The 12,944-nt window shown below is 62.1% G+C and carries 14 protein-coding genes and 1 pseudogene; 4 read left to right on the forward strand and 11 right to left on the reverse strand.

The window, feature by feature from the left end; genetic code table 11:
- The 3 genes from ABGI63_RS25265 to ABGI63_RS25275 all read right to left on the reverse strand — a co-directional run.
- Positions 1–428 (reverse strand): transposase (locus tag ABGI63_RS25265; protein WP_349745283.1); only part of this gene is annotated, 428 nt, incomplete at its 3' end.
- 227 nt (positions 429–655) lie between these two features.
- Complete coding sequence (locus ABGI63_RS25270; protein WP_349745284.1) at positions 656–1,345, reverse strand: hypothetical protein; 690 nt, start codon at positions 1,343–1,345, stop codon at positions 656–658.
- Positions 1,305–1,946: a helix-turn-helix domain-containing protein gene (locus ABGI63_RS25275; RefSeq protein ID WP_349745285.1), complete on the reverse strand. Its 642-nt coding sequence runs from the start codon at positions 1,944–1,946 to the stop codon at positions 1,305–1,307. The genes ABGI63_RS25270 and ABGI63_RS25275 overlap by 41 nt, the downstream gene beginning before the upstream one ends.
- Before the next feature lie 181 nt (positions 1,947–2,127).
- On the opposite strand from ABGI63_RS25275, the gene ABGI63_RS25280 reads away from it, so the two are divergent.
- On the forward strand, positions 2,128–2,766 hold the full coding sequence (locus ABGI63_RS25280) for a helix-turn-helix domain-containing protein (RefSeq protein ID WP_349745286.1): 639 nt from the start codon (positions 2,128–2,130) through the stop codon (positions 2,764–2,766).
- Positions 2,763–3,101: a hypothetical protein gene (locus ABGI63_RS25285; protein WP_349745287.1), complete on the forward strand. Its 339-nt coding sequence runs from the start codon at positions 2,763–2,765 to the stop codon at positions 3,099–3,101. The genes ABGI63_RS25280 and ABGI63_RS25285 overlap by 4 nt, the downstream gene beginning before the upstream one ends.
- On the opposite strand, the gene ABGI63_RS25290 is transcribed toward ABGI63_RS25285, so the two are convergent.
- From ABGI63_RS25290 to ABGI63_RS25940, 3 genes and pseudogenes are all read right to left on the reverse strand, one after another.
- A complete protein-coding gene (locus tag ABGI63_RS25290; protein ID WP_349745288.1) occupies positions 3,037–3,597 on the reverse strand; it encodes a chemotaxis protein CheW in 561 nt (186 codons plus the stop codon). The genes ABGI63_RS25285 and ABGI63_RS25290 overlap by 65 nt on opposite strands.
- Positions 3,594–4,823, reverse strand: a complete 1,230-nt coding sequence (locus ABGI63_RS25295) for a methyl-accepting chemotaxis protein (protein ID WP_349745289.1) — start codon at positions 4,821–4,823, stop codon at positions 3,594–3,596. Before ABGI63_RS25295 ends, ABGI63_RS25290 begins: the two co-directional genes overlap by 4 nt.
- A gap of 33 nt (positions 4,824–4,856) precedes the next feature.
- A pseudogene (locus ABGI63_RS25940) lies at positions 4,857–5,054 on the reverse strand (hypothetical protein); the annotation flags it as partial.
- Between the two features lie 445 nt (positions 5,055–5,499).
- On the opposite strand from ABGI63_RS25940, the gene ABGI63_RS25305 reads away from it, so the two are divergent.
- Positions 5,500–6,204 carry a substrate-binding periplasmic protein gene (locus tag ABGI63_RS25305; protein ID WP_349745291.1) on the forward strand — a complete coding sequence of 235 codons (705 nt, stop codon included), beginning with the start codon at positions 5,500–5,502 and terminating at the stop codon, positions 6,202–6,204.
- A 167-nt stretch (positions 6,205–6,371) separates the two neighbouring features.
- Here the strand turns inward: ABGI63_RS25305 and ABGI63_RS25310 are convergent, their stop codons facing one another.
- From ABGI63_RS25310 to ABGI63_RS25330, 5 genes are all read right to left on the reverse strand, one after another.
- Positions 6,372–7,688, reverse strand: a complete 1,317-nt coding sequence (locus tag ABGI63_RS25310) for a TIGR03118 family protein (RefSeq protein ID WP_349745292.1) — start codon at positions 7,686–7,688, stop codon at positions 6,372–6,374.
- A 431-nt stretch (positions 7,689–8,119) separates the two neighbouring features.
- Positions 8,120–9,358, reverse strand: coding sequence for a cyclic di-GMP phosphodiesterase (locus ABGI63_RS25315; protein WP_349745293.1), 1,239 nt, complete (start codon positions 9,356–9,358; stop codon positions 8,120–8,122).
- A 71-nt stretch (positions 9,359–9,429) separates the two neighbouring features.
- On the reverse strand, positions 9,430–9,948 hold the full coding sequence (locus ABGI63_RS25320) for a protein phosphatase CheZ (RefSeq protein WP_349745294.1): 519 nt from the start codon (positions 9,946–9,948) through the stop codon (positions 9,430–9,432).
- Between the two features lie 286 nt (positions 9,949–10,234).
- A complete protein-coding gene (locus ABGI63_RS25325; RefSeq protein ID WP_349745295.1) occupies positions 10,235–11,050 on the reverse strand; it encodes a substrate-binding periplasmic protein in 816 nt (271 codons plus the stop codon).
- Between the two features lie 25 nt (positions 11,051–11,075).
- On the reverse strand, positions 11,076–11,771 hold the full coding sequence (locus ABGI63_RS25330) for an HD-GYP domain-containing protein (protein WP_432767471.1): 696 nt from the start codon (positions 11,769–11,771) through the stop codon (positions 11,076–11,078).
- A 527-nt stretch (positions 11,772–12,298) separates the two neighbouring features.
- Between ABGI63_RS25330 and ABGI63_RS25335 the strand changes: the two genes are divergently transcribed.
- A partial coding sequence (locus tag ABGI63_RS25335) for an MCP four helix bundle domain-containing protein (RefSeq protein ID WP_432767473.1) occupies positions 12,299–12,944 on the forward strand: 646 nt, incomplete at its 3' end.

Genomic DNA, 12,944 nt, shown 5'->3' on the forward strand with positions numbered 1-12,944 from the left:
CAGTCGCGATGGGTCAATTCAAGATGGGATGGCCGGACGCATACCATCCATGCGGCGCACTCGCTGGCGGCGCTGGCCGGCCAGGTCACGGTGATCGCTGTGGCGCCGTGCTGCAGCTCGATGCGGATGTCCGCAATCGGGACCGGCGCGGCGGGAGCCGGTAAGTTCAGCGGCACAAACAAGGTCTTCGATGCCGGCGCCATGGCAACAGGCGCGGCTGCCGTTCTGACGATGCCCGCTGACGGCATCATCTCTGCCTCCTGCACCCAGCGGCGAAGCAGGTTGGCATTGATGCCATGTGCCATCGTCACGGCCGCCATCGACATGCCCGGCCGCATGCAGGCGGCCACAGCGTTGACCTTGAACCCGTCGTTGTGCTTGCGACGCCGCCGGCGTGCGCCGGCTTGGTTGTCGGGGATAGTGTTCACGTGTCCACCAAGAGTTGAGGTGGACACGAGGCTCCTATGCCGCGGGGCGGCATTCAAGATGGGCAGGCCGGACGCTCACTGACTGCATTATCTAGCTGATGCACAAGGAATGCATAAATTCCTTATACATCAATAACTTAGCTAGCACTTTTCCGTGGAGAAGACCATGATCTTGAGGGACTGGATCGTCACGATGTAGCCTTCCATCAGGACGTCTCCGTTGCCGTTCATTCATCGCGGTAGACCAAAGTTCCGTTGGCTAGGCGCACTGGACAAGCCACCCCCCAGGCGTGGCCAAGATCTCTGCCCAACTCACAGTTGAGCTTCATCAACACTCCGACGTACCCTTCCTGTGTTCTGGGCGGCGACTTCAGCTTGGCTCTGCAATGCTCCGCCACGCTAAGAACGATGTCCCGTTCTTCACGGTACAGATTTCGCAAGAAATCGGATGGCGTCGCTAGAAGTACGCCGGTAGCCCCAAACGCTTCAGGCGGAAAGTCCTTGAGGTTCTCCGTGACAAGAACAACGTTGTCCTCTTCGTCGCCGCGCAGCTTGAACGCAGCTGCGGCAACGTGGCGATCTTTGGGGTGGACGCCATCAAAGCGATCCGTGTGGACTTCGTAACCCGTCACCTCCCAATCTGGAATTGCACCGCGCATGCCGTCTCGGCGCCTGTAGATGCCAGCTGCACCGCTTGACGATTTCAAGATGGCATTACGCGTCCACTCATCGTCGATTTCTGACGTCCAGTGGATGCGAATTACGCCTTCCAAATGAAGATGCACGAACAGATCGCAGAGTCGCGGCGCAAAAAATACGTTGGCATCGATGAGGGCAACACGAGGAATGGATTCATAGAGACGTCCTGCCATGAGCTCACCGAACCTTCCGCTGCGGAATGCCTTCCATTTCGTCATCGTAGAGTCCCAACTCTTGCGATGCCTCGACCATGTCGGAAATGGCTTTCTCTTGCTTGCGACGGCTCTCCGCCTTGTAGGCAAGCACAACAGACTTTGAAACGCGCCGATGGCCGCCTTCTGTACGCTCAACTGCACCAAGCTTGCCGGAGTCGGCAAGGACGTTGAAGTACGTTCGAGAAACGTTCAAGAGTTCGGCTGCTTGCGCGCTTGTCAACGACTCGTCGAGGAATGGCTCCCTCTGGGCAGGCGCCGCTGCCACTGCAACTGGAAGGCCACTGGCCTCCGATTCCCCCTCGTCCGCGTCCTCGTCGTCGTCTTCGTCAAGACTTTGAAGATTCAGTACAGACAACGCGTGAAGGAGGCGAGCCCGCGTGATGGCGGCACCCTTGGTGCCGACGGCACGGAAGAAATGCTTCTCAAGGATGTGAGGGAACAGGTCACCGAGCGTTTGCTCGATTCGTACCCCCTTACCTCCAGAGTCATCCAAATGTGAACGTAGCTCGATGGAGATGGATTTGCCCAGCTCCTGAGCGAACTCATGCAGTTCCCGGACCACCTGAGGGTCTTGGACTGACGGGGCGATGTTTAGCTGGGACATGGTTGTGCTCCTACGGATGACTCGATAGTACAGGAAAACGTCTAAATCGTCGAAAATACAACCTACGGCATTGTGAAGATCATGCGCGGTAGATTGCCAAGCTGTGCGGCAGAAGGCCCCACCTCCTTCGATTTCTGCATTTTCTTCGTTTTGTATATGATGTGCACAAGGAGTCCTCGTCATGAGCCAACCAAAGTCCGTCACCCAAAGAGCTACAGCAGCAGCTCGATACATCGCCGTTCAGGACATTCCAGATCCGATTTCGCCGTTGGCAGACGCTGTTGTGAGTGGCATCAAGGAGGTCCTGAGCGACGAGGACCGAACTGATGTCGTCCTTGAACGCATTCGCGTTCGGGTAGCCCGGGCGCTGGAGGATTCTCTGGCGCAGGGGTCCTCCAAAGGGAAAGCTCTACGCATGGCGCTCATTACCAAACTTGCGTCAGATGAAGCCGGCACGGGTGAGTTGACGTCCGCGAGCAAAGTAGAGGATTTGGCAGCGCCCGTGTCGACTGTGGAAGCAGCCAAGATCCTGAACATGAGCAGACCGTACGTCATCATGCTCTGCGACGCAGGCAAGCTCGGTCCGATCGAAGTCACCGATGGTGGCCATCGGCGTATTCCGCGTGAAGCCGTGGAGCGCTATCGGCTGCACACGCTGACTCAATACGACGACGCTCCCACACCGCGGCAAGCCGGTGTCGAAGCCGGACTCTATGAGCATGAAGACAGTCACTACACCAACGTCACGAGGGGAAGAGATGCTGTTGCAGTGACGTCAGGCAAAGAAGCAAAGACAGCAGCCAAGAAGGCTCGCCCGTGAATCGCGAGGACACGTTCGTTCTCTTCGATACCTGTGTTTTGCTGAAACCGCGCATGTCGGACGTGATCATGGATCTTCGGGCCGAAGACGTGATGTCGGTCCACTGGACGGAAGCGATCGATGAAGAGTTCCTGAAAAACTCAGTCGAACAGTTTCAAGTCAGTCCGACGGCAGCCGAGAGACGTCTGCGTGCGTTCAAATGCAGATGTCCCGAGTGGCAGGTCTTCTTCACGGATGTCCATGAGACCGCCGTGCCGGATGCTGTGGATCTCAAGGATCGCCATGTGGCGGCCGCAGCGCTCGCGCTTCGTGCGTACGCAGAAGGCTGTGTTTGAAGCGGCTGAGCACCGCATGCACCTCGTCGAGTGCCACGGCGAAGAGTCCGTCGGCCTCGACCACCATGCACGGGCGGGTGTTGCGGGGCTGTCTCGCACGGTTGCTCTGGCTGACCTGATCGTCTGCGGAACAGGCAAGAGCCGACTCCGGCCGTGCCGAAAACAGCGCATCGACATCCAGTCGGCGCACATGACGTGCGTCGGCGCTGCCGGGCGCCAGCACCCATTGCGCATCGAGGAGGCCCGCAGATGTTTCACCATTGGCTTGGTTGGCGGGGAGGCAGCCGGCCGCAGCTGCCGGCGGCTGCACCAGCCCGCCTTGGGCATGGACCAGTAGCGCCAACGCGCGGACCTCATCATCATGGAGCACCAGCACCCAGGGAGCCTGCTCAGCGTCCGGCGGATCGCCGAGCAGGCAGGCCAGTTCCAGCAGGGCCATGCTGCGTCCGCGCCAGTCGAGCAAACCTCGGGTCGCACCACCCACTGGCCAGTTCATGCGCAACGCTGGAAGGCCCGCTCAGCCTCGGCGCTGAGGCGTCCGCCCTCGTTGACCCGGCCGACCATCTCGCCGATCAGGCGGGCGATCTGGCGTGCGGCCGTGCGGGACTTCTCGGCCAGCTTGCTCACCTCGTCAGCCACCACCGAGAAGCCCAGGCCGTGTTCGCCGGCCCGGGCCGCCTCGATGGCTGCGTTGAACGCCAGCAGATGCGTCTGGTTGGCGATCTGGTCTATGACGTCCACGATGTCGTGGATGTCGGCTGAAGAACGCTGGATGGTGACGATGGCTTCGCGCGAGCCGGTCAGCAGGCGGACGCCCTCGTCGGCTTCGATCAGCGTCTTGTCCGCCTCATCGCGGGATCGCTCCGAACTGGTGGTGATGTGCTGAACCGAGGCCGCCAGACCGTCCAGCACCCCACTCATCGCCTGAATGCGCTCACGGATGCGTTGCTCGCGTTCTACCCTTGATGTCACGTCGATGGCGAATTTGACGATCTTGGCCGGACGACCATCAAGGCCCATGATCGGGTTGTAAGTCGCCTCGATCCAGACCACCGCACCATGTTTGCCGCGCCGCTCAAAGCGACCGCTGGCATATCGCCCCTCGTTCAGATCTGCCCAGAAGTTGCGGTACTCAGCCGTTTGCACATAGCCCGGATCACAGAACATGCTGTGGTGCTGGCCCTTGATCTCAGCCAGCGTGTAGCCGATGGTGCGCAAGAAGTTGGCGTTGGCCTCCAGCACATGGCCCTGCAGATCAAACTCGATCACCGCCTGCGAACGGGTCAGCGCATCGAGCTTGCCCTGCGCGTCGCTGGCAAGCAACTTCTGCCGGGTCACATCCATGGCGAACTTGACCACCTTGACCGGCCGGCCTTCTGCGTCCAGCACCGGGTTGTAGGAGGCCTGGATCCAGACATCGCGGCCCTGCTTGGATACGCGCCGAAATTCGCCGGCCATGTGTTCGCCGCGCCGCAGTTGCTCCCAGAAGTGGATGTACTTGGCGTCCTGGATCAGCGCGGGGTCGCAGAACATGCGGTGATGCTGGCCGACCACCTCCTCGGCCGAGTAGCCGAGGGCCGCCAGGAAGTTGTCGTTGGCCCTGAGCACCCGGCCCTGCAGATCGAATTCGATCACCGCCTGAGACCGGCCAATGGCGTCGTTCTGGGCCTGGAAGTCCAAGTCGCGCAACTTGGACGCCGTCACGTCGGTCGCGATCTTCACAATGCGGCAGGGCGTGCCATCCCGGCCAGGCACCGGTGTGTACGAGGCCTGCAGCCAAAGCGGGCTGCCATTGCGGCTTGTGCGGCGGTACTCGCCGCTTTGGGACTCGCGTGGCGCAGGCGGGTCCAGAACATGGCATAGGCCGGTTCGGCCACGAGCCCGGGTGGGCGCAGCAGCGAATGATGCTGGCCAATCAATCCAGTGTGCTCGAACCCGACCAACGCAAGGAATCGATCATTGGCCTTGAGCACGCGCCCGTCGAGGCTGAACTCCACTACGGCCATCGACTGATCAATGGCCGAGACCAGCGCCTGCATGGCTTGATCATCTACATGGCTGTCGAGATCGACGGCCAATGGCTGTGAACCGAAATGTTCCACTCCTTCCATGCTTTGCCTCACAATCATTAAATTGATTGCGATGATATTAACGATAATTTCGTTATTTTCAGCAAATTCACCGATCAGGCACGGCTTGGGCCGGCAACTACGTGAACTATTTGGGTTGGCGCTACTCGTTAGGTCAATGGCACTGCCATCGCAGATGAGTCGCCGAAGCGGGGCGGGTTTGCCCATCATCAACCGACGCCGAAGGCTGCTTCGGATGGGGGCTCAGAATGGCTTGGCTCGCTGCACTGTGTATAGGCTTGCCTCTGATGCTCGGCCAGGGTACGAGCATGGCGGCAGAGCCGCTGCGCCTGCTCAGCGAAGAATTCCCACCGATCAACTTCACACAGGATGGCCAGCCGCAAGGGCTATCTGTCGACATCGTGCGCGAGATCCAGAAGCGGCTCGGCCAGGACCATGCGATCGACTTCATGCCCTGGGTGCGGGCCTTTCGCGCCGTGCAGGAAGCCCAGGAACCGACGGCCTTGTTTGCCATGGCGCGCACGGCCGAGCGGGAACAGCAGTTTCAGTGGGTCGGCCCCATCGTCGTCTTCTACAGCGCCCTTTACGCGCCCAATGGCGGGGGGCTGCGCCTGAAGTCGCTGGACGATGCCAGGCGCGCCAAGGCGGTGCTGGTCGTGCGCGGCTGGTACACGGCAGAGGAACTGGGCGGTCTCGGCTTCAGGAATCTGGTCACCGTCAATGATCCGGCACAGGGTATCAGGATGTTGCTGGCCCGCCGTGCGCCGCTGTTCGCCACCGAGCGCATCAGCATGCCGAAGATCATGGCCAAGGCCGGCGTGGCGCCCGACGCGTTGGAGATTGTCTACAGCTATGCCAGTTCCGAAGGTTTCATCGCATTCTCCAGGAACACCGACGCGACACTGGTCGCCGCCTGGCAGGCCAAGCTCGATGAGATGAAGCGCGACGGCAGCTTTGCTGTGATCTACAGGCGCTGGTTGCCCAATGACAGTCCACCGGTGGCTACTCCGTAGCGAAGCGGGACTGGTGAGACGTTCCGACGGCGATCAACCCAGGCACAACAAGCACCAGACGGAGCAACCAAAGCGTCTATCTGGCGTTGGCGTCGGCTCGGCCGCAGGCGCCTGTACTCGAGGCCACCGCGCTCATCAACAACGGGGATGGCACGCACCCCGGGGCATCATGCGGACAGGCGCAAGGAGCCGAACAGCCCCTGGGTTTCCTCGCCTGGTCCGGCTGCGAAGTACAGGGCGTTGCGGTCCCCCAGGCTGGCGCCGTTACCGAACTGCAGGCCCCACAAGCCTGCGATCTCGACACGCGCTCCGTCCGGGCGGCGCAGGTAGTCGATGAAGCGGCCACTCGCGATGTCGTAGGCCGCGATACGCCCCGCGCCACCGAAATTGCCCACCAACAGCGCGCCTGACGCGCGGCCGAAGTTCGGCGGCGCGATCGCCAGGCCCCAGGGCGCGTTCAGCCGGCCGTCGTCGGCGAAGGCCTTCAGCAAGCGGCCACTCGTATCGAACATCACCACCCGGCCGCGCGATGGGCGCTCGCCTTCAGCACCGGCAGCGATCGCATCCTCCTCGGCGGCGTAGAACTTCGTCGGGTCGGCCGGGTCGGGCTGCGACTTGGCGTAGGCGACAAAGACGAAGGCGGCACCGTTCCACTCGAGCACCTGCACATTGAAGGGCACATAGTCGCCGGGTGTCGGCTTGGTCTTCGCACCGATGAAGGGATTGGCGAAGGCCGCGCCGAGCGCGATCGGCTGCCACTGTGCATCCCAGGCGCGCAGCTGCGGGTCGGCACCGAAGTCGGCGGCCCACAGGACGTCCCATGTACCGGGCTTGATGGCAAGGCCGAAGTAGGCGTGGCCGTCAGCGCTGTTGTCGATCACCGCTACAGCCAAGCCGTCACGGCGCACGATGCTGCCGTCGGCTGCGTCGCGCTCGGTCCAGGCCGAGACCAGGCCGGAATCGGTGCAGAATACAAAACGTGCCGAGCCCGACAGCGTGCGCGCGACGCCATCGACCTGCACCGCCTGCCCAGTCACTGGAAAGCTGCTGCCGGTGAGCGGCGCGCCGTTGAAAACGACGCCGGTCGTGAACCCGATGAACTTGTCGGTGTCACCGACCTCCGGTTCGCCGTCGAGTGCGCCGGCGCCGGGAATCTTGACGATGGCCAGCGCATCCTGGAACAGCGGGTGCAAGGCGCTATCGGACGAGGCCTTGACGTCGCCGACAAATTGGTAGGAGTAGCCGCCCGCAGCCACCCAGAAGTGGCCGCCGGACCCGGCAGGTCGGATGGCGATGCCCCAGGCGTTGCGGAACTCCAAGGCCTGCCGGGTGGCTCCCAGCGCCGGCTTGAAGGTGGCGGCCGACCCGGAGTCAGACACGAGGTTGGCTTGGATGTAGCGGTTGGGTGCTTCGGCATCGCCGCCACCGCATGCGGCCAACAGGGTGGTGGCGCTGGTGGTGATCAGGAACTCTCTGCGTTGCATGGGGCTTCTCGGGTGTTGGGTCTTCGGGCGCGGGCAACGGCTTCGCGGCGAACGCGGTCCGGGCTAACGCGCGGTCACGCTAGCGGCCCTGTTCAAGGGCGACTAGAACGGTGGTCCGCACGATCTGCTGCACACCGTTCTCGGTACAAGGTATGAAGCGCACCGTCGCAGGGGTCATGACATCCGCGCGGCCGGACCCGGAGTCCTTGCTCGATAACGCCAGTTCTGCCTTGCGCGGATCGAGATCATTTCGATTGCATGATTATAAATGCGAATGAATCTCAATTGCAAATATGCAGATAAGTCTGCACGACCGTTGTGCCAAACCTTCGTCGGTCGGATCGGCACGCCAGATAGGGGCAGGCCCTGCGGGCGAGGCGCCAGAAGGCTTGCTGCAGCGCAAGCATTGCCACGAACCTGACCAACAGCTGTCAAGACCGCGGCGCGCCCCAGAGTGCGTTCAAGTCCTTGAAAGGCCAGTCGTCCGGCGACTCACAGGCGATCACCTTGTCCTGGCACCAGGGGCCTGCAAGGTCGATCTCCTGCGGCTCGATGCGAAGATTGGACTTGGTGCTGAAAAACACCTTGACCTTCGGCGCCAGCAAGGATCGCGGATCCTGCGACATCACCACGGCGAGCCGCCCCGATTGCAGCCGCACCAAGGAACCAATCGGGTAGATCCCGACAGTCTTCACAAAGGCCTGAAAAATACGCGGCTCGAAATGCCCTTTCCATTGGGCCATGCGCCGCAGTGATTCGCCGGGATCCCAGCCGCTCTTGTATGGGCGCACCGAGGTGATGGCGTCATAGACATCGCAGACCGCGCCCATCTTGGCGAACAGGCTGATCTGCTCGCCGACCAGCCCATGCGGATAGCCGCTGCCGTCAATCTTCTCGTGATGGTGCAGGCACACATCCAGCACCAACGGGCCGGCGCCGGAGCCCCCCAGCAGCAGCTCATGTCCGCGCTCCGGGTGGCTTTTCATGATCTCGAACTCGGCATCGGTGAGCTTGCCGGGCTTCCTGAGCACATCCAGCGGCATGAGTGCCTTGCCCAGATCATGCAGCATGCCGGCCAGCCCGGCCTTCTTGAGCTGATCGCCCTCCAGCCCCAGTTGCCTGCCCAGGGAGACCATCAGCGCACACACGGCCACCGAGTGCATATAGGTGTATTCGTCGCGTCGCTTCAATCGTGCAACGCTGATCAAGGCGCCGGGGTTGTGCAACACCGAAGCCGAGATCTCGTCCACCAGCGCACCACATTGCTCGATGCTGATGGCCTTGCCAAGCCGTGCTTCACCAAACAACGCCGTGATCTTCGGCACCGAACGACGGTACAGGGCCGCCGCCTTGGCCAGCGCAGCTTCTCCCGTCTCGATGACATCGAGCTCCATGGGCATGGTCGCGGCACACTCCAGCTCGCGCTCCACCTCCTCGGCCACTGCCTGCCGCGTGACCACAGGATGATGGCCCTCGGCATGCTCGACATCCAGGCCTTTGGTGGTGTCGATCCAGAGTTCCTTGATGCCCCCTGAAACGACGCGCTGGCGCTCCGTTTCACTGCGCAGCATGAACTTGGCCCGCCAGAACGGATGGTCCATCCATGAGCCGCAGAACTCATGGACATGCATCCCCAGACGCAGTTGGTCAACGTGGATTCTCTTGATCACCGGAAGCCTTTGTTCGTAACCCGCCTGTATCGACTCGAGCGGCCATCCGGGCCAGCTTGGCGGGCTTGCGCTCAGAAGCCAAGCGATGCCATCAAGTCGTCCACTTCGCCTTGCTTGAGGGCCTTGTCCGGCACTTGTGGCCCCGTCAGCATCGGTGCAGCACTGCCGTTATGCACCGCTGCGCCGATCGGCGCCTCAAACACTTCGGTCAGATGAGCTTCGGCGTTCTGAATCAACGCCACAGCCTTGCCAATCACCTGACCCGACAAGTCCTGAAAATCCTGTCTCAGCATGATGTCACCAAGCGCCGCATGCTGCGCCCCGGCAAAGACCCCCATGCGCGCCACCATGCCGCTGCACAGGCGCACGATGGAGCGCGCCCGATCGATCGTGAGGTCCTGCGACGTGGCCAGTCGGTCCAGTGCTGCGCCCATGTCGCGGCACTGCGTCACCATGCGCTGACATTCGGGCTGAGCGCTTTCCACGATCCCCAGCACTTCATGTGCAGCAACTTCGGTCATGCGACTCGCATAGGCCAAGCGTTCGCGCGCGTCGGGCATTTCCTGCAACAGATGTAGAACGCTGGTCATAAAAATGCTCTCCGGTTCAAGACTTCACACCTCGGCACGACAGGATGCCAACGACGACTGACGATGGACTTAGTCGTTATGCCAATCCTGCGACGATGGCAGCAATGATAGTCAAATGATTAAATTGAAACAATACCGGGTGAGGGCAATGTCGAGGAGAATTCACGCGCTCGGCAAGGTGCCCGAGGGTTTCGATCCCGCAGAGTCATGGCGTTTGGCACCGATGACGCAGGGCGTCTGCAGAATGCCTTGCCTATCTGGCTTCGCAGGTCAACGTTGGCAAGCCTCAGTTCGGCACGATGTCCGACAAACCATGGCGCTGGGCTGCGGCCCGCAAACGACCATCGCGCTTGATGCAGACGACGAAGCGATCAAGTCGGGCCTGCCAACGCGTGTCGCCGAGCTTGCTGGCATACCCATAGGGCAGCACAAAAATGGGTTCAGGCGGAGAAATGAGGCGAGCCCAAGTGACGCGGCTCAGCAAACGCCGGCTGTAGGGGTAGTCGGTCATGAAGACGTCGACACGCCCCGATTCCAGCGCCTGCTCCCGCGTCGCCGGTGCACGAACGACGACAATCCTCGCCTGCTTCAGCCCCCCCATCATGACTGGCGCCAGGACAGTGCCGGCCTGGACCGCCACGGTGACACCGGGCCTATCGATGTCGCTCCACTGCCGCACCTTCCAGCTTGCGCGCGGCGCCACGCCGTAGATGTCGCTTTGCAGATAGGGTCGGGTGAAGGCCAGCAACTGCCTGCGCTGGTCAAGCATGCCCACGGCAAACATGCCAACGTCGCAGCGCTGCGTTTGCAGATCCTCCACCAGCCGCGCAAACGAGGACTCGACATACTCCAGCGAGACCTTCAGCTCCCGCGCCAACTCGGTCGACAGATCAATGTCGATGCCGCTCAGCTGCTGGGTACGTGGGTGGCGGTACGTGATGCCAAAATAGTCCGGCCAGATGCACACGCGCAGACGACCGCTAGCGCTGATCCGGTCCAAGGCCGAGTTGGTACTCGGGCCGCCCTGGGCCAGTCCCGGCACCACATGCAAAGCAAGCATCAGCGCAGTAATCACTACCCATAGGATTCGTGGCATTTTCATCGAAGCCCCCGTGTGATGTGAGTCGCTAGACGGCCTCGATCAAGCTCTCGAAACTCGGAGGTAGGCGATTGATCTGATCCCGTAACGCCACCAGATCGGCCGCATGCTCAAGAAAGCAATCGACGATGCGCGGATCGAAGGCCAGGCAACGCTGGGCGCGCAGCATCTCCAGCGCCACCTCGTCATCGAAGGCATCGCGGTAACAACGATCCATCGTCAAGGCGTCGAAGAAGTCCACCACGGCCACGATGCGCCCCGATAGCGGAATGGCCCCGCCGGCGAGACTCAAGGGATACCCGCCACCATCCCAGCGCTCGTGGTGCGTCATGGCCACTTCGGCCGCCAACTGGAACAGCGGAATGCAGGAACGCCCGAGTATCTGAGCGCCAATGAGCGGATGCCGATTCATGATCTCGCGCTCCTGCGCGGAGTAGCTGCCGGGCTTCTTCAGCACATGGTCGGGCACGCCGATCTTGCCGATGTCATGCATAGGCGCGGCCCGCCGCAGCATTTGGGCAAACAGCGTGGGCGCCCCCAGCAGCGTAGCAAGCCTCTCCGCCAGATAGCCGATGCGCACGATGTGCACGCCGGTATCGTCATCTCGCATATCCGCTGCCAGTGCCAAGCGCAGCAGCGCCTCGTGGTGCGCCCGGGTCACCTCCCTCAGCGCATCGTTGCGCTCGCGGTACATACGACCGAGATCGGCGACAACGCGTTCCATTTGAGAGAACGATGCCTCATACCCACATGCCACAGAGTGCATCTCGGCCGTTGTCATTTGGGTCCCCTTTCAGGCATGGCCACCACAGCCCCAAGCTGATGAAGAGCGTGGTGATGTCCGATCCCCACGGTCAGCCGGCCCCTCCTGTGCAGGGCCGCGCAGTCATCACCGATCAAAACACTCTCCATCGCCGGACTCCTTGTTGCCATTTTTTCAAATGATACATTTGGCGCAATTGATACCAATGCCTTTAGGAGGTGATTTTTCACGCCAGCCCCGAAAATCGGCACGGATGGTGCGGGGGTAGCCCGCTGCAACAAGAGAGCGCAGATCGGGCTCAAGTCCTCGTCATCGCCGGTCGATACAGTCAGAAGCACGCTCGCCGGAACCAAGCCTGTCTCAGATGCAGGCCCGGGCTTCGGGCGGCCACTCAGGGAGTGAAGACCATGTTGCTCGACGCCTTGTTTGCGCGCATCCCCAGCGTGCGCGCCCGCCTGACCCTGCTGACCGCCGTGCTATGCCTGCTGATGGCCGGGCTAGCGCTCGGCGGCATGGCGATGCTGGCCAGCTCCAACGAATCCCTGCGCACGGTCTACGACGATCGGGTCGTGCCGCTGCAGCAGATCAAAGCGGTGGCCGATGCCTATGCCGTCACCGTGGTCGACAGCACGCACAAGGTGCGGCTGGGTCAGCTCGGTGCCGCCGCCGCAGCCCGTCAGATCGAGGCCGCCGGGGAGGTGATACGTCGACAATGGAGCGCCTACAGCCAGACCTATCTGGTGCCAGAGGAGAAGGTCCTGGTGGCTCGCATCACGCCCTTGCTGTCCCAGGCCGAGAGCTTGCGCCGCGCGCTGCTTGCCGCGCTGGCGGCCGGCGACGNTCAGCTCGGTGCCGCCGCCGCAGCCCGTCAGATCGAGGCCGCCGGGGAGGTGATACGTCGACAATGGAGCGCCTACAGCCAGACCTATCTGGTGCCAGAGGAGAAGGTCCTGGTGGCTCGCATCACGCCCTTGCTGTCCCAGGCCGAGAGCTTGCGCCGCGCGCTGCTTGCCGCGCTGGCGGCCGGCGACGAGGCCGCCCTCACCCGCCTGGCCGGCCAGCAGCTCTACCAGTTGGTCGATCCGCTCGGCGATCAGCTCAACGCGCTGGTGGCCGTGCAGCTGGACGTGGCCA

Source organism: Roseateles cavernae (genome assembly GCF_040187885.1).
GTDB classification, from domain to species: Bacteria; Pseudomonadota; Gammaproteobacteria; order Burkholderiales; family Burkholderiaceae_C; genus Roseateles_E; species Roseateles_E cavernae.